Below are 23,620 nucleotides of genomic sequence, written 5' to 3' on the forward strand. Positions count from 1 at the left end.
GCGCCGTAGCATCAGGGTTATCACCCCGAGAATAGGGGCATCCCCTAAATCACCTCAGGGCTACCCTGATATGATCGGTATCTGATTGCCACTATTGTGACGCCATTCTCATTGCATGAATGGAGTCAGGCTTGTGCTAGCTTTCCAATCCTTGCAACCAGCCAACCCAGCCGGGATCTGCGTCCCCGCTCAATCGGCCACATTTGCAGGAAATACAGTGCGTTATATCGGCACTGCCAAACGGATTGATTCACTGAAGTGTTTATCATCGCAATTTCAATACGCCATCATTGGTCTATATTCGGAAACGCCCTACAGACTTTCCTGTGAAATCGACATCTACTGTCAGCCATTCGCCGCGGGCGGAAGTTCGCTATCCATGATGTGTGGAGATGAAGGATGCTGAGCAGCAACCATTGGCACCAACAACACGACGAGTTTCTCGCCGAGTCGCAAGCCCTGTTGTACAAGTCGGAAGAATGTTTGTCGCACCTTGAATTGATTTGCGACGATGAAGACGCCATCGAGTGTTTGCTGACCTCGCTATTGAAGCTGACCGACGCCGCAAATAATGCCTCGGTCCAGTGCATTGCCGATTTCACCCGCCAATTGACGCACTTGCTGGATTGCGCTGAACCGGCCAATGGCCTTTCAGAGGAAACGCTGGCTACCGTCAAGCGCTGCCTTGCGTTGATTTCATGGCAACTTGAGCTCCTCGACCCTCAAACCGGAGAGCTGACCATGGACAACGAAGAGCAACAGGAGCTGCTGGCCCGACTCGCGGCATTGTCTGCTCGCCCAGGGTCGGCATCCGACCATCCTCCGGGCTGATTGCCCGCTCACTCACGATTCGGCTGCCATAGGTCAACTGCCGACGGCAGCCCGAAGTTACGCTGCCGGATCAACGACGCTACAAGATAGTATTTGCAAGATCCCCGACATAACTAGTTATTTGAAAACAATTCGACGCATGTTAACTGTCTTGCTTACCAGTCATGCACGGACTCATTAAATTCATGCGACATTAAGGTAAGATTGATCATCGCATGCGAGCGGACCGGTCAGAGAGGCTGAGTTCCCATCGTGATGACCTACTCCAGGCAGTTTGATTATAGCCAGGCAATCATTCAACTTATTGTCCGATATCAATTTGACATCAAATTATCTGATTTTAGGTAATGACGATTAATGGCGCCGTTCGATATGCAAGCCAGTATCAGATCTTTCAGGTTCAGGTCGATCACTGCCAGAAGCCTCCACTGGATCACCGGCGCACTTTGTCTGTGCGCCGCGATCTTCAACAGCGTGTGCCTTGTGATCGATATACAGATGTCGTTCGGCTTGCTGGCGCTCAATCTGATGGCCTTCATCGCTGTTTTGATCTTCCTTTGGCAGTGGTCATTGATGATTCACATGCGCCCACATGAACTCGCCGAGCGCATGTTGAATGTTCAGGAAAACGAACGCCACCGACTCAGCCGTGAGCTGCATGACGACATCGGCCAGATGCTGACCGGCGCGCAGTTGCAGTGCGCCTGGCTTCAACGCCGACTGCCCGCTGAGCTGAACACTCATGCCGAGCAACTCAACGGCACCCTTGCAGAAACGCTGGAAAAAGTGCGGGACTTGTCGACTATCCTGAACCCTCGCCAACTGACGAGCCTAGGCCTGGAAGCAGGCCTGCGTGCGCACCTGGTCACGACACTTGCCGACACCCAGATACGTTGGAGTCTGGAATGTCATCAGCGGCTGACCGGCATTCCGGAAGAGATGGCCGTCGCGGCCTACCGAATCAGCCAGGAAGCAGTGACCAACATGCTGCGCCACGCCAATGCCACCAACCTGCTGATTCGCCTGCAGCGGCTTCCCGCAGGACTATCGCTGCTCATCACGGATGACGGCACAGGCTTCGAGCCCGCAAACAACCCAGCCCATCAAGGTCAGCGAGGGCTGGCCGGCATGCGTGAACGTGTAGTGTTGCTGGAGGGTTCCTGGTCTTTGCACAGCGGCCCCGGACTGGGCACGCGTATAGATGTTCTGTTTCCATGGGTTCCCCGCACGGATGAGCGAGCCCGTTCACACAAGAAGCCATAATGACTTGCAATCTGTTACTGGTCGATGACCATTCGCTGATCAGGGCTGGCGTGCGCGCCCTGGTCTCGGATATACCCGGCTACACGATCGTTGGCGAAGCTGCGGACGGCGCTCAACTGTCGGATCTTGCCCAAAGCCTCAAACCCGACATTATCCTTCTTGATATCTGCATGAAGGACATCGACGGCCTGGATGCCCTGGAACAACTGCTGAGGGTTCAACCACATTGCAAGGTTTTGATCCTGTCGATGTACACTGATCCGGACATGATCATGCGTGCGCTTGAAACCGGCGCTCACGGCTATCTGCTCAAAGACGCTACCGCCAAGGAGCTGGAGCAGGCACTTGAAGCACTGCGCGGCGGCGAGCGCTACCTCAGTCCCGCCATCGCTCACACTGTTATAAACCGTGCATTGCAGAATCCTCGATCCGACCGGGCCGAACCTTTACAGGACAGACACAACCTCACCGCGCGGCAACTGGAGATACTCCGGCTGATCGTACGCGGCAAATCGACACGCGAGATCGCCAGCGGCCTGAACCTTAGTATCAAGACGGTCGAGACTCACCGTTCGCAGATCATGAAGCGACTGCAGATCTTTGACGTGGCCGGTCTGGTCCTGTTCTGTGTACGCGAGCGTATTATCAGTCTGGACGACTGATGCGGGCGGACTGTCCGAGCACGGGTGAATCTTCTGGCAGGTGAACGCGCAGGGCCGCAGGACGCGCTTCGAAACGCAGGTTTTCCCCTGACAAGGGTTCGCCATCCAGATTGATATCCAAGCCTTTGGCTGACTTCAACTCGACCCATGGCAGGCGTGCACGGATAAACATATTGTCGAAACCCAACCCTCCCTCCAGCAGACTCTTGAGTGTCCCGACCACTTCCTGAGGCGCAGGGAGGATGCTGATGTCCAACAAGCCGTCGTCCGCCAGCGCGGTTGGACACAACACATGCCCACCACCCGCCTGACGACCATTACCGATTCCCAGCGCCAACAGATCGCCACGCCAGTGAAAGTCAGGGCCGATCAGCTCACCATGAGCCGCATGCAACTCGCTGAATCGCGTCAGCCCGGTAAACAGATAAGCCGCACCGCCCAATACTTTCTTCAAGTCCTCGGAAGTATTGGCGGTCACCTGACTGCCGAAGCCGCCGGTTGCCATATTAAGAAACAGCTTGCCGGCGACTTCGCCCAGGTCAACGACACGCGGTGTGACGTCCATGAGCTCAAGCGCCTTGGCTACCTCAAGAGGCACACCGGCGGCGCGGGCAAAATCATTGGCGGTGCCCAACGGCAGAATGGTCAGGCTGGCGCCGGGCTGTGAGGCAACGGCCAGCGCCTCTGCAATATCGCGCAGCGTGCCGTCGCCTCCACCCGCCACGATGTGACGATGCCCGGCGGCCAGGGCTTCTTCCACCAGCCGCTGCGCGTCGCCAGCTTCCCATGTAAGACGCACATCAAGGTCCCATCCCTGTCTGCGTTTGTCAGCAACGGCGTCTCTAACATCTTCGTTGAGCGATTGCTTGCCATGAAGAATGAGCATTGCCCTGCGTTGTGTCATGAAAATCCCCTGTGGTGACCTGTACGAGTACCGCGGTTGAGTGGCGCTCATTTCTGCTGGCGCTTTTGGAAACATCGGCACAGCGCATGGATGTGACCCTCGCGAACTGAAAAAAACCCATCGGGCACAGTTTTTTTTCGACGCCGTCCCTTCTTGCATTCCCCGGCAGGGCTGGGGCAAAGCGCTGTGACGATAAATTTGAGCTCGCTGCGTACAGAAAACGGACAGTTTCCCCTCACGCTTTCCGAGTCATGAGCTTTACTCAAGCGAAACACTCACAGGAAGGCGCCCCTCACAACTGACTGAAAAATATTAAGTAAAACGCGTCGCAAGCCGACATACACAAAGTGATATTCACAATAGACAGGGCCAGATTGCATTCGCCATGACAAGTATTTGGCTACACTTGGGAAAAACCCCGAAAACGATATTTTTTTGACTCTGCGATGTATTGCACGGGGCAAGCGGTGAGTCAGCGCCAAGGCGTCGGTTCCCAAGGAGTAAGGAAGCCATATGAGGTTGCAACCGGTAGACAGCCTGTCACTCACCCGCACCAGCCTGGTGGAATACTTTCTTTTCGGCATCCGGCTAACACATGGTGTTGCCTGCATTTTGCCTGGCCTGCTGATCGTCGCATTCATGCAGGACAATGTTGGTCAGCAACCGCAAAGCTACCTGCCTACTCAGCTCTTTTTCGGCATCGTTTGCGTGCTGCTTTTTCAGGCCATGGGCGTCTACTCCGAAGCTCTGTTCAGTAACGCACTGCGTTTGCGCGGAATTGTGGTCGCATGGTCCGCCGCGTTCGGGCTGTTGCTGTTCATGCAACGGACTCTGGGGCTGTTCGGCTACTTTTCCAATGAACAGTTGGTGATCTGGTATCTGACCAGCCTCGCTTTGTTCTGTGTCGTTCGCGTGCTGCTGTTGCTGCTGTTCAAACGCCAGATGCGCAAAGGCATGTTTTTGCAGAACGCAGTAATTCTCGGCGCCACCGAAAATGGACAGCGCTTGGCCGAGTACCTTCAGCGGCACCAGGACATTCGCTCGGGGGTGAGTGGCTTTATCGATGATCGCATCGGCCGTTTGCCCAAGACCGTTGCCAATCTGCCAATGCTGGGCAACACCAGCGATCTGGAACGCCTGATCCGCGAAGAGAAAGTCACCCAGGTATTGGTCGCTTTGCCGTGGACGGCGGAAAACCGTATGGACCACATCATTCATGAACTGCGCAGGTTGCCGGTCAATGTTCTGCTGGTGCCGGACATGGTCGCCTTCCGCCACAGCCACAACCGTATTACCGAGGTCGCCAGCCTGCCGATGTTCAACGCGTCGGACATGCCACTCAGCGGATGGTCACCGTTCATCAAGCGTGCGGAAGACATCGTGCTGTCGACACTGGCGCTGCTGGTGCTGTCGCCGGTAATGGTGCTGGTAGCGCTGGCGATCAAGCTCGACTCGCGTGGGCCGGTGCTGTTCCGCCAGAAACGCTATGGCTATAACAATCGCCTGATCGAAGTGTTCAAGTTTCGCTCGATGCATCAGCATCACGCCGACGCAACGGCGGAAAAACAGACAACCCGGGGTGATGCCAGGATTACTCGGGTTGGACGCTTCATTCGCAAGACCAGCCTGGATGAGCTGCCGCAACTGTTCAATGTGGTGGCGGGCAGCATGTCGATGGTAGGCCCCCGCCCCCACGCCACGGCCACCAAAGCGGCCGGAATTCTTTTCGAGCAAGCGGTCAAGGAGTACACGTCGCGGCATCGAGTCAAACCGGGCATCACCGGATTGGCTCAGATCAACGGCTATCGTGGTGAAACAGACACCGTGGAAAAAATCGAAAAACGCGTCGAGTTCGATCTTGAGTACATAGAAAACTGGTCCGTCTGGTTCGACCTCTACATCCTTATGCGCACTGTTCCGGCAGTGATCTTCACTCGTGAGGTTTATTGATGAGCATCCTCATACCTTGCATTATCGCTGGCGGTTCAGGCACCCGCCTGTGGCCGGTTTCCCGCGAAGCCATGCCAAAGCCGTTCATGCGCCTGCCTGACGGAGAAAGCCTGCTGCAGAAGACTTTCACACGGGCGACAGGGCTTCCAGCGGTCGAACGACTGCTGACTGTTACAAATCGCGAGGTGTATTTCCGTACGGTGGACGACTATCGCCAGTTGAACAAAGCCAAGGTCAGACTGGATTTCATTCTCGAGCCGTTCGGGCGTAACACCGCTGCTGCCGTCGCCGCCGCAGCCATTCACGTGGCGCAACTGTATGGCGGTGATGCCCAGTTGCTGGTCTTGCCCGCCGATCATCTCATCACGGATGTTGACGCATTTTCCAAAGCCGTTACCACCGCGCAGGAGCTGGCCGCTCAAGGCTGGCTGGTGACATTCGGCATTTTGCCTGCTCAACCGGAGACCGGTTTCGGCTATATCGAAAAAGGCCAGTCGCTCAACGCAGGAACCTACCAGGTTGCACGCTTCGTGGAAAAGCCCGACGCAGCGACCGCACAGGTCTATCTAGACGGCGGCCTGCATCTGTGGAATGCAGGGATGTTCTGTATGCGCGCCGATGCTGTGTTACGGGAGTTCGAAGCTCATGCGCCCGATGTGCTGAACGCAGTCAGGACGTGCCTGCAATCGAGCCGGAGCAAGGAAGGCAACCGGGAATTGCAGATAGAACTGGACGGTGAATCGTTCGGCCTGGTACCAGACATTTCCATCGACTATGCGCTGATGGAACGCTCCGCCAAGGTGGCCGTTGTTCCGTGCCAGCTCGGCTGGAGCGATATCGGCTCATGGCAGGCGGTGCGCGAATTGTCGCCCGCCGATGCGCAGGGCAATCAGTGCAATGGCCAGACCGTGCTGCATGACGTGACCAATTGCTACATCGACTCACCCAAGCGTCTGGTGGGTGCGATCGGCCTGGACAACCTGATCATCATCGACACGCCCGATGCGTTGCTGATTGCTGATGGCGCGCGCAGTCAGGACGTGAAGATCATAGCCCAGGAACTCAAGCGCCAGGGTCACGACGCCTACCGGCTGCACCGTACCGTGACGCGCCCTTGGGGAACGTACACCGTGCTGGAGGAAGGCAAGCGATTCAAGATCAAACGCATCGTCGTCCGCCCGCAAGCGTCGTTGTCATTACAGATGCACCACCATCGCAGTGAACACTGGATCGTGGTGAGTGGCATGGCCACAGTCACCAACGGCGAACGCGAGTTCATGCTCGACACCAACGAGTCGACATTCATCAAACCGGGATTCACGCATCGGCTGGTCAATCCGGGCGTCATCGACCTGGTGATGATCGAAGTCCAGAGTGGTGAATACCTGGGCGAGGACGACATTGTGCGCTTCACCGATATCTACGGAAGGGTACCGGAGCAAGTTGTAAAAAGCTGAAACAGAGTAGCAGGACGAGGCTGCTGACCGCAGCCTGCTGCTTCAATCATTGAGGGCTGAACCGACGCAATCCGAAACCGGCTGTACCCGCCACCATGATTTTATTACCCGAAAGGGAGCCGTATTCGTGCATGACAGGAGTTCAGGAAAAATGAAGAGCATGATGCTGATCGTCAGCGTATTGCTGCTAAGCGCTTGCAATACCCCCTCAAGGATCGGGCTGCCCGATGACCGCGCTCAGGTCGAAGCAGGCCTGGCAGCAGGCCGGGCATTGGCGGGAAAACCGCTGCCACCGGAAAGGATTCGTGCCGGGGACACGCTGCGAATCGTGCGTAATACCGGCGAGTCGCCGTCGATTTCGGCGTTCACCGCCAACTCGATCTACGAGCTGACTCTGTTTCAGGTTCTCAATGACGGTACGTTTTCCTACCCGTATATCGGCACCGTCAAAGCCGCAGGGCTTACGCTGCCGCAGCTCAACGATCTGCTGGAAAACAAGTTGCAGGACGTTTATCGCGAAACTGCGCTGACCATCAATATTTCGCAGTCACCAGGCAATACGGTGTTCGTGGGCGGCGCGGTTCGCAACTCGGTCACATTGCCTGCCAACGTCGCGACCAACCTGGAACAGGCACTCGTCGGTGCTGGCGGCGTTGCGCTCGACGCTGATGCAGGACAGGTAGCATTGCTGCGCCAGGAAGAGAACGGCCTCTACAAAACCTATTTTTTTGACTACAGCAAGTTTCTCTGGGCCGGGTCCGCTGGCGGTCCCACCGCGCCAGTTCTGCTGAAACGCGGCGACGTGGTGTTTGTTCCCAAATCATCGGTCGGGAACAAAGTCGACGGCGTCACCCTGTATTTCAACCAGTTGATTCCTTTCGCAAAATCGATCGGGCTGGGCATGAACTACGAGTTGCGCAACAGCAATTAACTGTCAGGGAAACAGACATGATCAATATCCGCTCATTTCGCGACCTGCTGCGCCTGTTTTTCATTTTCAAGCGCGAAGTCAAAGTTACTGTTCTGGCGACGTTCATCGTCGTTCTGCTGGGCGCCCTGCTGCTCCCCAACCGTTATGAATCGACTGCACTGCTGCTGGTGAAACCAGGCCGGGACAGCAGCACAGTGCCTATCGAGCTGTCCAACCGCCAGGCCATCGTGGTGCCGAGTGCGCTGCGCGATCCGCTGCTCGACGAAGAGCGCATGTTGACCGGCAGACCGATCATGCGCACGGTGTCTGAAAAGTACCTTGCCGAGTTGTCCAGGGCTGAACCTGAAACCGGTGCGCTGGCGTCGGTTAAAAATCTGATCAAGAGCACCATAAGCTCAATCGTCGACATAGGCCGCGGCATTCTTCAGTTTCTCGGGCTGGTAGAAAAACGCACCCCTGCGGAGCGGATGGCTGAGGATCTGGAGAAAAACTTCAAGGTCCGCCACGAACCAGGCTCCTCGGTGATGGAGCTGACGTTTGACTGGAACGATCCGAAAACCGCGCAAACGGTGCTCAAGACCTGGATCGAAGAGTATCAGGTGCAACGTACCCGCACCCTGGGTCGCGTGAGCCTGTATGCCTTCTATGAGTCGGAAGTCAAAAACACCGGCAACAATATCCTTTCGTACAAGAAGCAGATCCAGAACTACCTCAACCAATTGAGTGCGGTGAGCATTTCCCAGCGGCTGGCCGATACCTCGCAGGGACTGAATGACCTGCGTACCGAACGCAACAACACCACACGCGCCATCGCCTCCACCAAAGCTGGCCTGGACCTGCTGAAGAAACAGCTGGCCGAGCAACCCAAGACTGTTTCGGCAGGACGAGAACTGGCCCTCAACCCCAACCGCCAGGACCTGCAAAACCGCATCAACGGCAAGGAAGTCGAACGTCAGGAACTGCTGCGCTCGTTCAAGGAACAGGCGCCGCCAATCCGCGCCGTCAATGAAGAAATCAACAACCTCAAAAAACTGTTGAATGAACAGGAAGCAACGGTCCAGCGCTCGGAAAACATTACGCCCAACCCAATCTACAACCGTATGCAGAACGTGTATGCCGACCAGCAAACCAGCTATGCCCGCCTGCTGACCCAACTGGCTCAACAGAACACCCAAATCGCCCAACTGGAAAGCGACCGGCAACAGGCACTGAACCTGGAACCGGAGCTGTCGCGCTTGCAGAACGAGCTGGACGCCGCAGAGAAAAGCTACGCGCTCTACACCGACAGCCTGGAGAAGGCACGTATCGACCGTGAGTTGGATAACAGCCAGATCAGTAACATCGCGCTGATCGAAGACGCCACTTACAACCCGAGCCGCGTCTTTCCGAAAAGCCTGATGATGCTGCTGCTCGCACTGCCATTGAGCCTTGTGGTCGGTGCTCTGGCGCTGTACTTCTTCTACCTTCTGGACCAGCGTATCCACGATGGGGACAAGATCGAGAGCAGTTTTGGCGTGCCGGTCTGGACCAGCCTGCCCGACCTTGAGCGCGCCCAGGAACGCAGCGCGGCTTTCACCTCCAACCTGCACAGGGTGTACGGCATCCTGCCGCTGGATCAGGTCGATGAAAAAGGTCTGACTCTGGGTTTCACATCAGTGAAGGCAGGTGCGGGGGTGAGCTTCGTGATCAGTCGTCTTGCAACTCTGCTGATCGAACAGGGCCATCAAGTGCGCACCGAAAGTCGCACACCGGCACGTCCTGGCGAAATTGTCCTGATCAACGCGTCCGGCGTCTCTACCAATCAGGAAGCGTTTGTTCTGCTGCGCAATGCCGACCTGATTCTGCTGGTGGTGCGGGCTCAGGAAACTACCGTGCCGATGCTCGAAGACACCCTGCACAACCTCAATACCGCATTCAAGAAAGTAGACGGCGTTATCTTCAACCGTCGTCGCTTCGAAGTACCTGAGCAGGTACTCAGGGTCCTGAAGCGTATCGGGAGCCGAGTTTGATGCATATTGCTCTGCTCGCCCCTCTGCCTCCCGAGCAGAACGGCATTGCCGACTACGCCGGGCATCTCAAACAGGCGCTGGAGCAGCTCGGCTTGCAGGTCAGCACGCCCTTGCGCGGCGTCGGTAATGACCCGCGTGCTGCGCAGCAAAGAGTGGATGAGACGGACTGGAGCGCCATCGATCTGGTACACGCCGAACTCGGCGGCGGTCGGCTGGCCGAGTTTCAGGCCTTGCGCAGCCTGCAGCGGCGTTTCCCGAAGCTGCCGTTGACCGCCACCGTGCACGACCCCGAAAGGCTGGTATGGCGCAGGGAAAAGCTGCCGTGGCCGCTGTCGATAGTCAGCGGCATGCGCTCACCATTACCTGAAATCGCAACCGTACTGGCCGATCCGCTCTGCCTGCGTGAGGAGCGCCAAGTGGCGCAGCACATGACGCGTCTGGTGACCCTGACGCAAGCGGGCAGTCAGAGCCTCAGACAACGCATGCGGCTCAAACCGTCGCAAATGACCGTGATCAATCATGGCAACGCTCCCATTGCACCGATGGCGCTGCCGCCAATGCAGCCGCTGCGGCTGCTGTACTTCGGCTTCATTTATCGCGGCAAGGGTATTGAGGACCTGCTCGATGCGATGGCCAGCGTGTTCACATCACAACCTGCGTTGCGCGCTAACGTAAGGCTGACACTGGCTGGCGGCAGTGAGCCGGAAATGGCCTTTGGTCCATCGGGCAGCTATCTCGACCAGCTTCGTCTGCGCATTCGTCAGTTGGGGCTGGTGGATCTCATTGACTGGCAACTCGACCTGCCGGCCGAACAGATCCCCCAGGTCATCCAGGCCAACCATGTGATGGTTCTGCCCTACCGGGAATCCAGCAAGCTGAAGATTCTGGGCACGTTGCGCGGTACCAGTGGTGCATTGTCCTGGGCAGTGGCCTGTGGCAGGGGTGTGATCACGTCAGATGCGCGCTCGTTCGCCGAGGAGGTCTCGCACGGTAACGGTATGATTTATCCGCAGGGCGATGTGCCAGGGCTGGCACAGGCGCTTGGCCAACTTTGCGCCAATCCGCAATTGGCGGTGCAGTGGTCCGAAAAAGCGGCGCTGATGGGTCAGGCAAGAGTCTGGAGCCATACCGCCGAACATTTCCGGGACGTGTTCCGACAAGCGTGCGAGGTGAACTGACATGCCGTCCAGATCAAAAGCATGGTGGAGTATCGCGGCGGCGCTGATCGGCTTGACGATGGTCAGCGTCAGCCACGCTTCGACGGTACTCAAGGCACCCCGGGAGGTGGTCTGGCGGGACTTTCTCGGCGTCAATGTCCAGTTTCAGTATTTCGACCCGATGATCTACGAACAGCAGATGGCACGGCTGGACGAGCTGGGGCTGAACTGGGTCAGGCTGACGATTCACTGGCCGGTCATCGAGCCGCAAAAAGACAAGCTGGCCCTGACCGAACTCGATGCCGCCATGGCAGCTATCAAGGCCCGTCACTACAACACCCTCGCCTATCTCGTCGGTTCGGCGCCGTTCGCCAGCAGCGCGCCGGCCAAGGCTGCGAGCCGTGATCAGTACCCGCCCAAGGACTTCGCCACCTTCGCTACACGTATGACTGCTCTCGCACAGCGCTATCCTGAAGTGGGCAACTGGCAAGTCTGGAACGAGCCCAATATCGTATGGCTGCCCAAGGAGGACCCGGTCGCTTACGGACGTCTGCTGACCACGACCGCCGATGCCATACGCGCCGTGCTGCCGGACAAAACCATCGTGACGGCCGGTATGGCCTACTACAGCCAGATGCACAGCACGCCCGGCTACATGCTTCAGACGTTGCTCGAAAATGGCCTGGGTACCCAGAACATAGTGGCGGCGTATCATCCCTACTCTGAATACCCGGAAGGTGACTCGGTCCCGGATCGCGATTTTCTGGTGCGTTCCAACGCAATGAATCAACTGCTGCACAGCAATGGCGTCAGCCAGGTGTGGGCTACCGAATGGGGCTGGTCGAGCTATGACGGCCCTGTCGAGATGCAGCACCTGATTGGCACCGCTGGCCAGGCCGACTTCACCCTGCGGCGGCTGGCGCTGATGAGCGCTCTCGACTTCCAGCGCATCTTTCTGTTCAACCTCAGCGACCTGGACGAGCGCGCTTCTGCCCGCGATCAGGGTTACGGCCTGCTCGACCTGCAAGCCATGCCCAAGCCGGTCTACACCGGACTGAAAAACTTCCTGAGCATTACCGGGCCTCGCCTGTTGCCTGCCGAGCCGCCAGCGGTCAGCGAGGTCCCGGACGACTTGTATGCGGTGAGCTGGAGACGTGACGACGGCAAACATTTGCTGATGTTCTGGAGCGCCAAGGGTGCCACGCTGAATTTCCCGAACATCAATGACGCTGTGGTTCACGATCCGTTGACGGGAAGCCGGGTGCCCTTGTCCGGTACCCAGGGCATTACGCTGGCGCTCAAACCGACTTTGCAAATTCTGGAATGGAAGCCCTGACCGATGCGCATACTCTGGACGCTTCCTTATCTGCCCTGGCCCACTACCAGCGGCGGAAAAACCCGGGAATACCATTTATTGCGCAACCTGGCCGCAAGAGGCCATCGCATCACGTTGCTGGTTCAGTCCAAAACGCCACTGGATGACAAATGTCGCTCTGCACTGGAGCCCTGGCTGGAGCGCCTGATCGTGATCGATCGACGCCCGCTGTTAAGCCCTCGTACCCTGCTTGCAGTAGCTTTTGCCCCGCCGCCAATGCTGGCCAGCGTCAACGGTTACTCGCCCGCGCTTGAACAGGCGTTCGAACAATTGCTGCAGGAAGACTGGGACGTGATCCAGTTGCAGCACACCTATGCCTTCCAGCCGTTCGAAAGAGCGCTCAAGCAATCGGGCAAGCCGTTCATTCTGACCGAACACAACGTGGAATCGGACCTGGGCTCAGCCAGCTATGAGCGCTTGCCGCGCTGGGCCAGTGCATTTGCCGCTTATGACCGCTGGCGTTATCGGCGCTGGGAGCAGCGGGTACTGCATCAGGCGGGTGAGCTGGTGGCCGTCACTGAAGACGATGCCAAGGTCTTGTCACGCCTGACCGGTAAAGCCACCTCCTACGTGGTCAACAGCGTCGACTGCGGTTATTACGCCAGTGTGCAGGCCGACCGCGCCAGTCAGCGTTTGCTGTTCATCGGCAACTACGAATACGGCCCCAACATCGACGCTGTCGAATGGGCGCTGGATGAAATCATGCCTCAGGTATGGACCAAATCACCAAACGTGCGTTTTGCGATTGGCGGCTTCGCATTGCCGCAATCCTGGCGCGAGCGCTGGACGGACCCACGTATCGAATGGCTGGGCTTCGTGCCCGACCTGCGCGAGCTTCAGGCAAAGGCCTCGGTATTCTTCGCGCCATTACGACAGGGCGGCGGCTCGAAATTGAAGATACTCGAAGCAATGGCCGCAGGGCTGCCCATCGTGACCACCGGCCAGGGTGTGTCGGGCCTTTCCGTCACCAATGGCGAACAGTATCTGGGCAGTGAAGAGACTGGCGGTCTGGCGCAACTGATCATCGACAACATTGATCAAGCGACACGCCTCAACCGGATCGGTGAAGCTGGACGCGCCTATGTGCGTACGCGGCATGACTGGTCCGTATCGGCGGCACAGCTGGAAGTTATCTACACCCGACTTATGCTCAACAGGCAAGGATCGCGCTCATGCGTATAGGACTCGATTACCGCGCAGCCGCCGGTTATCCCACCAGCGGCATTGGCCGCCAGAACGCTGCGCTCGAAGCGGCCTTTCGTGCGCACCCCGACGTCCAGCTGCAGCTGTTCGGCGTTGCACCTTATGATCATCCGGTCCGTCGCCTGATTCACGCACCCAGGTGGGCCACACCTCTGGATTCAGTTCACCGCCTGCCCGACAGGCTGCGTTTTGAAGGAATTTACCTGCCCAGGGCGCTAAGGGCCGCGGGCATCCAGGTCTACTTTGCCAACATCAATATGGGTCTGCCGCTGGGTCGTAAACCGGCGGACATGCGCTACGTATTGCAACTGCACGATCTGTTTCAGATCACCCAACAGAACAACCATGGTTCGCGTATCAAGGCGCGGATTTACCGGCTGACCGACTACCTGTCAATCGCCCACTCGTTGCGGGTGGCCGATCAGGTCTGGGTGCCGTCGCAATACACCGCTGGCGAAGTGGTGCGATTGTTTCCCAAGGTCCGTGACAAGCTGCGCATCGTGCCGCTGATGGTTGATGGCTTCAAGGGCGAGCCCGCGGATATCAGTCGCCTCCAGTTACCGGCCCGCTACTGGCTGTGCGTAGGCACCCGCGAGCCGCGCAAGAACATCAAATGGTTTGTCGACGCGTGGCAGACTGCGCGCATGCAATTTGTGGACACCCCGGATCTGGTGCTGGTCGGCGGAGCTGACCCACTCACCGAGGCCCAGCGCCAGTTGCAGGGGCTGCATGTGCTCAGCGGCCTCAACGACAACGAGCTGCAGGCGGTCTACACAAACGCCGATCGGCTTTGGCAACCGTCATGGGGCGAAGGCTTTGGCCTGCCGGTGATCGAAGCGTTAAGCGTTGGCACCCGGGTTGCCGTCGCCACCGGTTCGTCGCTCGACGAAATCTCTCCTCCCGACAGCCCGCATTTTTCGCCGACTGACAGCGCCAGCCTTATCCACCTGATGGGCGCTTTGTCGAATGCGCCCGAAGAAGATCGACTGGTGGCCAAAGCCTGGGCGGCTCGCTACAACCTGGACGCCTTCTGCAAGCACGTGCAGGCCAGGCTTGAGGAGTTACGCTAATGTCGCTGGCCATGCCCATAGGACTGTTTTTCAGTCTGCTGTTCGGCGTGATGCTGTGGCTGTTGCCCATGCCGTTTGTGTTGCTGGCGATTGTCGGGGTTGCCTCGATCATCACGGTGATTCGACGCCCGGTGCGTGGGTTGTTGCTGTTCTGCGTGATTGGCACATTCATCCCGTATTCGACGGTGCAGATCGGCATCCGCACCACGGTGTCTGAAGCGCTGATCATGCTGACGTGGGCAAGTTATCTGTTCCAGGCTGTCGTGAATCAGCAGGCTCGGATCCCGAACATGCTGCGCACTGAACGCCTGCTGGTGGCGCTGATGATATTCAGTGCCTTCCCTTTTCTGGTCGGCCAACTGACCATCGTGGTCGAGGGCAATGGCCCCATCAACTGGGTCCGCTGGCTGTTCAACCTGTCAGTGCTGTTTCTGGTACCGAGGTTGCTGACCGACTTGAAAACCCTGGAAAGCCTGATCATCGCCCTGCTCAGCGGCACGCTCCTGTTGCTGTTACTGTCCATTCCGATTTATCTGATCAGCGGCTCGGCACTCGCCATCACGCCTGTTCTGAGGGTGATGGGCTACAGCGGCGCGGACGTGCTGAGCGAAGCGCTGATATCGCTGGCCAGTCGCATGGGCTCGCCGTGGATGCACCCCAACGTGGCAGGCGGTGCGCTGGCAATGCTCGTACCACTGGCGTTCTGCTTTGGCATCACTCGCACCGGTTCCTCCCGCAAGCTCGGCCTCGCCGTCGCAGCGCTGGGGGCCATCGGTCTGTTACTGACCGGCTCACGCGGCGCACTGATCAGTCTGGTCGCCGTCATGCTGTGGATGACCCGTCGGCGGATTCCTCACCTGGGCCGAATGTTGATGGGCGGCATCGCGGCAGGCCTGGTGCTGGTGATGCTGTCACCGCCATTGCAGGACAGGCTGATGGGGCTGTTTTCCGATGACGACACCAGTACCGCCATTCGCTTTCTGGAGTACACCCACTTTCCCGACGCGATGGCCACGTTCCCGTTCGGAATCGGCTTCAAGACCGACCCACCGGTACCTGGCTACACCGATTTCGGGATTTCCAACCTGTGGCTGAATTTCATCTACAAAATGGGCCTGCCCGGCATGCTGCTGTTCATCGCGGTGACGGTCAGTTGGTGGAAGGAAGTACGCCCCGCGCCTGGCCGCATCGTCCTGACTCCTGACAACGCGATCAGCCTGGGCTGCATCACTGGCGTGCTTGCCGCGCTGTTCAGCGGTATCTTCGACCACTACTTCAGTTTCACCAACGTACTGGTGGCGCTGTTCTGGCTGTTGGTAGGCATCAGCCTGCATGAAAGCAGACGCCTGCGCGCAGCGGCTATCGTATCCCGCCACCCTCACGTTGACCTACCCGAGCAGAGAGCCTCCTCATGAAACACCGCATGTTGCACTCGCACAACCTCAGAGAGGCGCTGCCTGACTACGCTCGCAAGATGGGTGTCCCGCTTGAAGAGTTGCAGAGCACGTATCAGTGGATGCTGGACAACGAAGTGTGTTTTGAAACACGCATCAAGGACACCACCCTGTCGTTCATCTGCTATCTGAACATCGAGCCCCGGATCGAACCACCGCTGGCCAGGCGTTTCTATCGAGTGCTGGCCGACGAGACACTGGGCGCACTGATACCCTTTTACGGCATCAACTGGCCCACGTTGCGCGACCGTATGCTGCGCACCTGGGAGCAGTTCTACAACATGATCATCTGCAAAATCCCCAGCCATACCTTGCGCCTGCTGTGGCTGCGCATGGGCGGAGCAAAGATCGGCAAGGGTTCGACCGTCTGGCGCAACACCGAGATTCTGGGCGTGGACAGCCTGCGCATCGGCAACGACACCACCGTCGGCTGGCATTGCCAGCTGGATGCCCGCGGCGGCCTGGTGATCGGCGATCATGTGACCATTGCGTCTCATGTGCTGATCATTGCCGGCGGCCACGACCTCAATGAGCCCGAGTTCTGGGCGGTGGGTGGCCCGGTCTATATTCGCGACTACGCCTGGATCTGCAGCCGCGCCCTGCTCTCCTTCGGCGCCGATATCGGTGAGGGCGCGGTGGTCGGCGGCAACAGCGTCGTGTCAAAACCGATTCCGGCGTATGCCATTGTCAGTGGGCCGAATGCAGAGATCAAAGGCGAACGCGCCCGCAACCTCAACTACAAGGTGGGCGGCAAAGGCCTGTTCACCTTGTTCCACTGATCAGAAGCGAAGCCGATGCTTGGATCGACCCTATGGCTGACCCTCGCCACCCTGACCGGCCTGGCGGCCGGTTTTGCCCGTGAATGGCTGCTGGTCGCGTCCTGGGGCGCCGGTGGCCAGAGTGACGCTTTTCTGGTCTCGATGTTTCTGCCGGAAGCGCTTCGAATGTCGCTGGCTGCCGGGCTGCTCAGCGCCGCCGCGCTGCCGCTTTACCAGCAACGCGACGCTGATCGACAACAGCGGTGGCTGGGTGGGATGGCGCCGCGCCTGATTCTTTCAGGGGTGGTATTGAGCGCTGTATTGATGCTGGGCGCGGATGTTCTCGTGCGCCTGATCGGTCCCGGCCTGGACAGTGATGGCTTTGCGCAGGCTGCCAATGGTCTGCGCTGGCTGGCGTGGTCGGCGCCAGGATTTCTGCTCCATGCCCTGTTCTGCATCCCCTTGCAGGCGCGTTCGCGTTTCGTACTGGCAGGTTTGGGCTCGCTGCTGTTCAACTTGCCGCCAGTTCTCTATCTCGCATTGCTCGGTCACGACGCCACCCCCACAGGACTGGCAATGACCTGCCTGCTGGGCAGCGTACTGATGCCAGGCGTGCTGTTGCCGACGCTGTATCGCTCCGGCTGGCGACCCTGGCAGTGGCGACTGGAGACCGGTGCCATGCGCGAATTGTTACAGCGCATCGGCCCGCTGTTGAGCAGCAACCTGGCCAGCCAGGGCCTTGCGTTGCTGGAACGCATGGTCGCCTCACTGCTGGGCGAAGGCGCGGTGACCTGGGTCAATCTGGCGCGCAAGTTGATCAACCTGCCGTTGATTGCCTTGATGAGCCTGAACCAGGTGTTGCTGGGGCTGATGAGCGGCAGTGCGGGCGACCAACGACTGGCCTTGCTGCGTCGAGGCCTGGCCAGTGCCACTCTGCTGACCTTGCCCGCCGTGGCAGGCCTGATTGGCGCGGCCAGCGCGCTGGTCGTACTCTTGTTGCCCAATCAGGCGGGCGGTGGTCCGCTACCAGAATTGCTCGCGTGGTTCGCTGTACCGCTGATGTTCGGCGCGTGGAACGCCTTGTTGGCGCGTTATGCCTACGCGGCGGGCGACACCCGTTTGCCGCTCAACTGCGAATTGATCGGCAGCTTGTGCAACGCCGTGTTGCTGGGGACGCTGCCTTTTCTTTTCGGCCTCACCGGCATCGCGATTGCCGCGCTGGGCGGCGCGCTGGTGACAGGCGTGCTGTTGATGCGTCGGCAGGCACTGCTGTCGGCCTTGCCGTGGCGTAGCCATTGGTTGCTGGCCAGTGCGCTGATGATCATCGCTGCCCTGTTGTTGCATCCGCTGCAGGACACTTGGCTGCAGCTGGCCCTGAGCTGCGCTTACGGTGCAGCATTGCTGATCGGCCTGGTGTTATGGTTGAAGCCCTGGCGTGCTGACGAATCTTGATCAGAGGTCCATCGGCGTATACGTAGCGCAGATCCGCTTGACGGTCTGGCGCAGCCAGCGATGCGCCTGATCCTGATCAAACCGCGGGTGCCAGGCCTGGGTCACAGAAATAGGTTCCAACCGCAACGGTATCGCGAACGGTCGCATGCGCAAGCCGAGGGTCTTCATGCCCCACACCATGGGTTCAGGCAGGGTAAGGATGAGGTCAGACTCGGCTACGCCGAAGATGGCCGAGTGAAAATGCGGCGTGATCAGCCCAATGCGCCGTTCAAGCCCCAGCGCGGCCAGTGCAGGATCGATCGGCCCACGTGCACGGCCTCTTCGTGACACGCTGACCTGATCGAACATCGCGAATCGCTCAGGCGTAATGGGTTCATCAAAAATGGGGTGCCCTTCCCGGACCAGCCCGCATGCACGCGTGTCAAACAGCCCCTGAACCTTGATCTCCGGCCCATAGTTACGCCGCGTGGCGATATAAAGGTCGATCTTGCCCTCGCGCAACGAATCATCATCGTCAGGGCCTTCCGGTACAAAGCGCAACGTGCACTGCGGTGCGTCGAGCCTTATCGCCTCCAGCAACATCGCACCGAACGAGCCGAAAAACACATCGTTGGAGCGCACGTTGAAACAGCGCTCCAGCGTGCTCATGTCCACTTCGTCCGGCGTCTGAAAAACCTGTGCAGCCTGCTCGACCAGTTCACGAACCTGCGCCTGCATCGCCAGCGCACGAGGGGTCGGCACCAGGCCGCGCCCGGCACGCACCAGCACCGGATCACCCATGGCCTCACGAATACGGGTCAGGGTGCGGCTCATGGCAGCCGGGCTCAGGTGCATGCGCCGAGCCGCGCCCACAACACTGCCTTCGGCGAGCAAGGCATCCAGGGCGATCAACAGGTTCAGGTCAGGCAGTTGCATGGGGCATATCCATCATAGAGGCATCATCGTGGCGGGCGGATCATACCGCGAAGGGGCAGGACGACAGCGGACCATTAATGCGCTTGCGTGCCATATTTCTGGAACTTAGCGCGACGCTCAGGCACCTGACATACACGTCTTTCAGAAGAGAACCGCCATGCATACGTCAGAATTCGCCGGTGACTTCAGCGCCCGTGACTCACGAATCGCCATCAATTCCTACACCACCGTTCTGCGCAGGACGGGCGTGCCTCACCATCTGTTCGCCACTTACTGGCGCGACGTGCACGGTCCGCTGTGCGCCCGCCTTGAAGGCCTTGGCTGGTACGTTCAGCATCATCTATCGCGTGAACAGGACGCTCACTTGTGGCCGATCATCGACGAAGTAAAGCCGTTGGATGGCTATGTGCTGGACGGTGGCGTGGAGATCGGTTTCATGAGCGAAGTCGATCAACAACGCTTCAAGAAGGCCAGCGCCATCCTGTTTTCGGATGAGCAGAACATGTTCGAAGAAACCCTTGCCTACGACGTGCCGGACGGTTCGAACACGCTGGTGGATCGCCTGCCCGACCCGATTCCCAATGAAACGTCGGTTCTGGACCGGATGCATGTTCACTTTCATCTGGCTGACGGGAATCAGAATGCTGCCCGCGACGCGATCAAGAAGCTGGCCGCTGAAATGGCCAGCGCGTCGGCTGTGCTCAAGCTACGGCTGCACATGGCTGAACCCTACGACAATCAACAACCGGCACCGCCCGCGCCCGACGTTGACCATCATGCCAGCGAGCCACGCTTGAACATCGTGGTCATGGAACTGGCATTCGAGTCTGCCTGGACGCGCCGCAGTTATTACGCCAGCGAGTCTTTCAAATCGATCACCCGTGGCATCAGCAAGCATGTGCGTTACATCACCCCATTCGGCGTCAGCGGGGTTTACACCTACGTGCGCGATGCGATCATGACCACCGCAGGCGTACGTGGCAGCCGACAGGCAGATCTGATCAATCAGCTCGGCGCGATCAACCAGACCCATGATGACGTCGAAACGTTGTTTGGCGCAGCGCCCAAAGTCTGAGCCACTACCCGGATGAATCGAACCTGGATTTCTTTGCCCAAGGATTACCATTACGTGAAGCAGCCAAGCGCCCTGTCCGCCCGCGAGGTCTACCAACAACTGCGAGACGCTGCCATGGGCACTCGTTCGCTAAGGCCTGTCGACGATCCCGCTGCCAGTGATGGGCAACGACAAGTCGACATCGAAGGGTGGCGGATAACCCTGGAAATGACCGACAACCAGCTTGGCCATTGCAGGCACTGCCGCAGCCCAGAGGGGCGCGAGGGCTCATTCGACAGCTGGCTGCGCACCGATCCGTTCAGCCTGCTGAGCGCCTGGGAACAGGCACAGATCGAACAGCTACTGGGCCGGACTGACGGCTAGCGCACCTGCTTCCATATCCAGGATCAGACCCGAGCGCTCAGCGTGAGTACTTTTCGACCCAACGCGCGTGCAGCTTCCAGATGCTCACCTGGGTCCTGGGTTTCAGAATCCAGCAACAGCACGGACTGGCGAACGGGTGCACCACAGTAATCGAAAATCCCGTGGTCAATCTGCGCCTTCATGGCGTCGCTGTAGCCATGGCGCGCATAGGTGTCGGCGTCCGCGCCACCGACGCCCACCAAGTGCACATTCAGGTGGCCCAGCTTTTTCTCAAGACCGCCCTTGGGACTGAAGTCGAACGCCCAGCCGTTGACAAAGACCCGGTCGATCCAGCCTTTCATCAGCGCAGGCATCGACCACCAGTAGACCGGATAAACCAGCACCAGCGCGTCGGCACGATTGATACGCGTGTGCTCGGCGGCCACGTCCGGCGGGATCATGCCGTCTTTACGGTGCACCGCGTGATCGGCGGCGGTGAACACTGGATTGAAGCCTTCGGCATACAGATCAACGATTTCCGCGCGGTGGCCCGAGCCTGCGCTCTCTATGCCCTTGGCGAGCTGTTTGGCAATGCCTTGGGTCAGCGACTGCCTGTCGTAGTGGGCGACGACAATAAGTACGTGCATGGACGACACTCCTGATTGATTGCAAGGGAAAACGGCTTATATACTTTAAGTAAGTTAATACACTCAAGTTACTTTTGGTAGGTAAGCATGTCAAGCAACCCGGCCATCGATGATTCGCCGTCTGCACAGCCCCGCCGCCGATTGACGCGCGGTGAACGACAACGACAGTTGCTGGACATTGCCTGGCAGCTCATCAGTCTTGAAGGGACAGAAGCACTGACCCTTGGGCGGCTCGCCGAGCTGGCAGGGGTTACCAAACCGGTGGTCTACGATCATTTTGGAACCCGCGCGGGCCTGCTGGCCGTGCTTTATCAGGATTATGACCAACGCCAGACAGCGCTGATGGACGCCGCCCTTTCCACCAGCGAACCGACGCTTGAAGGCCAGGCCAAGGTGATTGCCACTTCATACATTGATTGCGTGCTGACTCAAGGGCGCGAGATCACAGGCGTTATTGCAGCACTCGCCAGTTCGCCGGAACTGGAACGCATCAAACGCGAGTACGACGTGATTTTTCTCGCCAGGTGCCAGCACGCCCTCGCCGGGTTCGCGACGGCCAGCACACTTTCCCAAGCAGGTTTGCGGGCAATGCTCGGCGCTGCTGAAGCCCTGTCCGCCGCCGCGGCGGCTGGGGAGATCAAGGCTGATGACGCCAGAGCAGAACTGTTTGAAACGATCGTCGCTATGGTCAGGCGCAACAATCGTTAGCAGCTCTGCGTGCTGGAACGGCACGGGTTGCTGGGCACATCGAAATTTTGCTCCACAGCAGGATCAGGTTTGGCTAGACTCCATCGGTTGCTGAATCGTTTAACTAGGTTTTGCAAACTCATAATTCCAATAATTCCAGAAGGACCACCGCCATGAAATCCCTTCCCCTGCTCGTGGGCCTGAGTGCCCTGACCCTCGCTTCCAGTGCCTTCGCCTGGGACTACGTTCTGCTCGATACCGACAAGGCTGCGCAGAACCAGCAGATCACCAGTCAGCAACTGGGGGTCAAGACCGGCAAGCCGTTCACTGTCACGATGCGGACCCTGCATGGCGGTCGTCAGGAAGGCGTGAGCATCATTGATATCGATAACGGCACGATGAAACTGTCAGTGGTGCCGACCCGCGGCATGAATGTATTGCAGGCCTCGGTGGGCGACGTGCGCATGGGCTGGGATTCACCGGTCAAGGATGTGGTCAACCCGGCGTTCATCGAGCTCAATGGACGCGGCGGCCTGGGCTGGCTGGAAGGTTTCAATGAACTGGTCACCCGGTGCGGCTACGAATGGGTCGGCCATCCGGGCATGGACAACGGCGAATTGCTGACCCTGCACGGTCGCGCCGCCAACATCCCGGCCAGCAAAGTGACGCTGCACATTGATGAAAAACCGCCGTACGCGATCCGCCTCAAGGGCGAATTGAAAGAACAGGCGTTCAAGAAGGTCGACTTCTCGATGCAGACCGAGCTGGTCACCGAGCCCGGCAGTACAAGCTTCTCGCTCAACGATACGCTGACCAATAACGGCGATTACCCGAAAGAATATCAGGCGCTGTACCACAGCAACTTCAGCACCCCGTTCCTGGAACAGGGTGCGCGCTTCGAAGCACCGGTCAAGCAGGTGTCGCCGTTCAATGAGAAAGCCAAGGGCGACCTGGGCGACTGGCAGACCTATCGTGCGCCGACGCCTGACTATGACGAAACCGTCTACAACATCGTGCCGTACGGCGATGCCAAGGGCGACACCGTGACGGTGCTGCACAACAAGGCCGGCAGCCTGGGCGTCGCAGTGGGCTTCAACACCCAGCAGTTGCCGGTGTTCTCGCTGTGGAAGAACACTGACACCAAGGGCCAGGGTTATGTGACCGGGCTGGAGCCGGGTACCAGTTTCTCTTATAACCGCCGCTTCCAGCGTCCGCTGAACCTGGTGCCGACCATTGCGCCGAAAGAACAACGCCAGTTCCAGATCAGCTACAGCCTGTTGGCTGATAAAGGCGCGGTCGACAAGGCTCTTGGGCAGATCAAGACCATCCAGGCAGGCCGTGAGACCGAGGTGCGCAAAGAGCCGCTGGTGGACCTGACCAAGGAATAAGACCTCCTGCCTGACGCTGGTCAGGCGATCCTGCAAACAACAAGGCCGGATTCGACACGCATACTCTCGTCGAACTCCGGCCTTGATTCA

Annotated in this window: 21 protein-coding genes; 18 read left to right on the forward strand and 3 right to left on the reverse strand. The window is 58.7% G+C overall.

Features of this window, described 5'->3' with window-relative positions; translation table 11 throughout:
- The first annotated feature begins 399 nt into the window (after positions 1 to 399).
- The 3 genes from KDX37_RS04110 (at position 400) to KDX37_RS04120 (ending at position 2,756) form a co-directional block, all read left to right on the forward strand.
- Positions 400 to 831, forward strand: a complete 432-nt coding sequence (locus KDX37_RS04110; RefSeq protein ID WP_231651405.1) for a hypothetical protein — start codon at positions 400 to 402, stop codon at positions 829 to 831.
- A gap of 372 nt (positions 832 to 1,203) precedes the next feature.
- Positions 1,204 to 2,094: a sensor histidine kinase gene (locus tag KDX37_RS04115; RefSeq protein ID WP_231651406.1), complete on the forward strand. Its 891-nt coding sequence runs from the start codon at positions 1,204 to 1,206 to the stop codon at positions 2,092 to 2,094.
- Entirely contained in the window at positions 2,094 to 2,756 is a 663-nt protein-coding gene (locus tag KDX37_RS04120) for a response regulator (RefSeq protein ID WP_231651407.1), read from the forward strand. Before KDX37_RS04115 ends, KDX37_RS04120 begins: the two co-directional genes overlap by 1 nt.
- Here the strand turns inward: KDX37_RS04120 and yegS are convergent.
- Complete coding sequence (gene yegS, locus KDX37_RS04125) at positions 2,740 to 3,660, reverse strand: lipid kinase YegS (RefSeq protein WP_231651408.1); 921 nt, start codon at positions 3,658 to 3,660, stop codon at positions 2,740 to 2,742. The two genes, KDX37_RS04120 and yegS, sit on opposite strands and share 17 nt — an antisense overlap.
- Positions 3,661 to 4,173: 513 nt before the next feature.
- On the opposite strand from yegS, the gene KDX37_RS04130 reads away from it, so the two are divergent.
- From KDX37_RS04130 to murJ, 11 genes are all read left to right on the forward strand, one after another.
- Entirely contained in the window at positions 4,174 to 5,610 is a 1,437-nt protein-coding gene (locus KDX37_RS04130) for an undecaprenyl-phosphate glucose phosphotransferase (protein WP_231651409.1), read from the forward strand.
- Positions 5,610 to 7,067 carry a mannose-1-phosphate guanylyltransferase/mannose-6-phosphate isomerase gene (locus tag KDX37_RS04135; RefSeq protein ID WP_231651410.1) on the forward strand — a complete coding sequence of 486 codons (1,458 nt, stop codon included), beginning with the start codon at positions 5,610 to 5,612 and terminating at the stop codon, positions 7,065 to 7,067. Before KDX37_RS04130 ends, KDX37_RS04135 begins: the two co-directional genes overlap by 1 nt.
- A gap of 151 nt (positions 7,068 to 7,218) precedes the next feature.
- Positions 7,219 to 7,998 (forward strand): polysaccharide biosynthesis/export family protein, encoded by a 780-nt coding sequence (locus KDX37_RS04140; RefSeq protein WP_231651411.1) that lies wholly within the window; start codon positions 7,219 to 7,221, stop codon positions 7,996 to 7,998.
- A gap of 17 nt (positions 7,999 to 8,015) precedes the next feature.
- A complete protein-coding gene (locus tag KDX37_RS04145) occupies positions 8,016 to 10,007 on the forward strand; it encodes an exopolysaccharide transport family protein (RefSeq protein ID WP_231651412.1) in 1,992 nt (663 codons plus the stop codon).
- Positions 10,007 to 11,185, forward strand: a complete 1,179-nt coding sequence (locus KDX37_RS04150; protein WP_231651413.1) for a glycosyltransferase — start codon at positions 10,007 to 10,009, stop codon at positions 11,183 to 11,185. Before KDX37_RS04145 ends, KDX37_RS04150 begins: the two co-directional genes overlap by 1 nt.
- 58 nt (positions 11,186 to 11,243) lie before the next feature.
- Positions 11,244 to 12,500: a cellulase family glycosylhydrolase gene (locus KDX37_RS04155; protein ID WP_406641499.1), complete on the forward strand. Its 1,257-nt coding sequence runs from the start codon at positions 11,244 to 11,246 to the stop codon at positions 12,498 to 12,500.
- Between the two features lie 3 nt (positions 12,501 to 12,503).
- Complete coding sequence (locus KDX37_RS04160) at positions 12,504 to 13,721, forward strand: glycosyltransferase family 4 protein (protein WP_231651415.1); 1,218 nt, start codon at positions 12,504 to 12,506, stop codon at positions 13,719 to 13,721.
- Positions 13,712 to 14,812, forward strand: a complete 1,101-nt coding sequence (locus tag KDX37_RS04165) for a glycosyltransferase family 4 protein (RefSeq protein WP_231651416.1) — start codon at positions 13,712 to 13,714, stop codon at positions 14,810 to 14,812. Before KDX37_RS04160 ends, KDX37_RS04165 begins: the two co-directional genes overlap by 10 nt.
- Positions 14,812 to 16,227 carry an O-antigen ligase family protein gene (locus tag KDX37_RS04170; RefSeq protein ID WP_231651417.1) on the forward strand — a complete coding sequence of 472 codons (1,416 nt, stop codon included), beginning with the start codon at positions 14,812 to 14,814 and terminating at the stop codon, positions 16,225 to 16,227. Before KDX37_RS04165 ends, KDX37_RS04170 begins: the two co-directional genes overlap by 1 nt.
- Positions 16,224 to 17,045: an acyltransferase gene (locus KDX37_RS04175; RefSeq protein ID WP_231651418.1), complete on the forward strand. Its 822-nt coding sequence runs from the start codon at positions 16,224 to 16,226 to the stop codon at positions 17,043 to 17,045. Before KDX37_RS04170 ends, KDX37_RS04175 begins: the two co-directional genes overlap by 4 nt.
- Positions 17,046 to 17,060: 15 nt before the next feature.
- The gene (murJ, locus tag KDX37_RS04180) at positions 17,061 to 18,476 is read left to right on the forward strand and encodes a murein biosynthesis integral membrane protein MurJ (RefSeq protein WP_231651419.1); all 1,416 of its coding nucleotides are present in this window, start codon (positions 17,061 to 17,063) and stop codon (positions 18,474 to 18,476) included.
- Here the strand turns inward: murJ and KDX37_RS04185 are convergent, their stop codons facing one another.
- Positions 18,477 to 19,391, reverse strand: coding sequence for a LysR family transcriptional regulator (locus KDX37_RS04185; protein WP_231651420.1), 915 nt, complete (start codon positions 19,389 to 19,391; stop codon positions 18,477 to 18,479).
- A 157-nt stretch (positions 19,392 to 19,548) separates the two neighbouring features.
- Between KDX37_RS04185 and KDX37_RS04190 the strand changes: the two genes are divergently transcribed.
- Positions 19,549 to 20,466 (forward strand): hypothetical protein, encoded by a 918-nt coding sequence (locus tag KDX37_RS04190; RefSeq protein ID WP_231651421.1) that lies wholly within the window; start codon positions 19,549 to 19,551, stop codon positions 20,464 to 20,466.
- Positions 20,467 to 20,520: 54 nt separating this feature from the next.
- Positions 20,521 to 20,829: a DUF7693 family protein gene (locus tag KDX37_RS04195; RefSeq protein ID WP_455127249.1), complete on the forward strand. Its 309-nt coding sequence runs from the start codon at positions 20,521 to 20,523 to the stop codon at positions 20,827 to 20,829.
- A gap of 23 nt (positions 20,830 to 20,852) precedes the next feature.
- On the opposite strand, the gene KDX37_RS04200 is transcribed toward KDX37_RS04195, so the two are convergent.
- Complete coding sequence (locus KDX37_RS04200) at positions 20,853 to 21,455, reverse strand: NAD(P)H-dependent oxidoreductase (RefSeq protein ID WP_231651422.1); 603 nt, start codon at positions 21,453 to 21,455, stop codon at positions 20,853 to 20,855.
- Positions 21,456 to 21,542: 87 nt separating this feature from the next.
- On the opposite strand from KDX37_RS04200, the gene KDX37_RS04205 reads away from it, so the two are divergent.
- Together KDX37_RS04205 and KDX37_RS04210 are read left to right on the forward strand one after the other, a co-directional pair.
- Positions 21,543 to 22,163, forward strand: coding sequence for a TetR/AcrR family transcriptional regulator (locus tag KDX37_RS04205; protein WP_231651423.1), 621 nt, complete (start codon positions 21,543 to 21,545; stop codon positions 22,161 to 22,163).
- A 152-nt stretch (positions 22,164 to 22,315) separates the two neighbouring features.
- On the forward strand, positions 22,316 to 23,530 hold the full coding sequence (locus KDX37_RS04210; protein ID WP_231651424.1) for an aldose 1-epimerase family protein: 1,215 nt from the start codon (positions 22,316 to 22,318) through the stop codon (positions 23,528 to 23,530).
- Positions 23,531 to 23,620: the final 90 nt, after the last annotated feature.

Source organism: Pseudomonas californiensis (assembly GCF_021147775.1).
GTDB classification, from domain to species: Bacteria; Pseudomonadota; Gammaproteobacteria; order Pseudomonadales; family Pseudomonadaceae; genus Aquipseudomonas; species Aquipseudomonas californiensis.

Coding starts and splice junctions, on each gene's coding strand:
- KDX37_RS04110 (WP_231651405.1), top strand. CDS start 400: ATGCTGAGCAGCAACCATTGGCACCAACAACACGACGAGTTTCTCGCC.
- KDX37_RS04115 (WP_231651406.1), top strand. CDS start 1,204: ATGCAAGCCAGTATCAGATCTTTCAGGTTCAGGTCGATCACTGCCAGA.
- KDX37_RS04120 (WP_231651407.1), top strand. CDS start 2,094: ATGACTTGCAATCTGTTACTGGTCGATGACCATTCGCTGATCAGGGCT.
- yegS (WP_231651408.1), bottom strand. CDS start 3,660: ATGACACAACGCAGGGCAATGCTCATTCTTCATGGCAAGCAATCGCTC.
- KDX37_RS04130 (WP_231651409.1), top strand. CDS start 4,174: ATGAGGTTGCAACCGGTAGACAGCCTGTCACTCACCCGCACCAGCCTG.
- KDX37_RS04135 (WP_231651410.1), top strand. CDS start 5,610: ATGAGCATCCTCATACCTTGCATTATCGCTGGCGGTTCAGGCACCCGC.
- KDX37_RS04140 (WP_231651411.1), top strand. CDS start 7,219: ATGAAGAGCATGATGCTGATCGTCAGCGTATTGCTGCTAAGCGCTTGC.
- KDX37_RS04145 (WP_231651412.1), top strand. CDS start 8,016: ATGATCAATATCCGCTCATTTCGCGACCTGCTGCGCCTGTTTTTCATT.
- KDX37_RS04150 (WP_231651413.1), top strand. CDS start 10,007: ATGCATATTGCTCTGCTCGCCCCTCTGCCTCCCGAGCAGAACGGCATT.
- KDX37_RS04155 (WP_406641499.1), top strand. CDS start 11,244: ATGGTCAGCGTCAGCCACGCTTCGACGGTACTCAAGGCACCCCGGGAG.
- KDX37_RS04160 (WP_231651415.1), top strand. CDS start 12,504: ATGCGCATACTCTGGACGCTTCCTTATCTGCCCTGGCCCACTACCAGC.
- KDX37_RS04165 (WP_231651416.1), top strand. CDS start 13,712: ATGCGTATAGGACTCGATTACCGCGCAGCCGCCGGTTATCCCACCAGC.
- KDX37_RS04170 (WP_231651417.1), top strand. CDS start 14,812: ATGTCGCTGGCCATGCCCATAGGACTGTTTTTCAGTCTGCTGTTCGGC.
- KDX37_RS04175 (WP_231651418.1), top strand. CDS start 16,224: ATGAAACACCGCATGTTGCACTCGCACAACCTCAGAGAGGCGCTGCCT.
- murJ (WP_231651419.1), top strand. CDS start 17,061: ATGCTTGGATCGACCCTATGGCTGACCCTCGCCACCCTGACCGGCCTG.
- KDX37_RS04185 (WP_231651420.1), bottom strand. CDS start 19,391: ATGCAACTGCCTGACCTGAACCTGTTGATCGCCCTGGATGCCTTGCTC.
- KDX37_RS04190 (WP_231651421.1), top strand. CDS start 19,549: ATGCATACGTCAGAATTCGCCGGTGACTTCAGCGCCCGTGACTCACGA.
- KDX37_RS04200 (WP_231651422.1), bottom strand. CDS start 21,455: ATGCACGTACTTATTGTCGTCGCCCACTACGACAGGCAGTCGCTGACC.
- KDX37_RS04205 (WP_231651423.1), top strand. CDS start 21,543: ATGTCAAGCAACCCGGCCATCGATGATTCGCCGTCTGCACAGCCCCGC.
- KDX37_RS04210 (WP_231651424.1), top strand. CDS start 22,316: ATGAAATCCCTTCCCCTGCTCGTGGGCCTGAGTGCCCTGACCCTCGCT.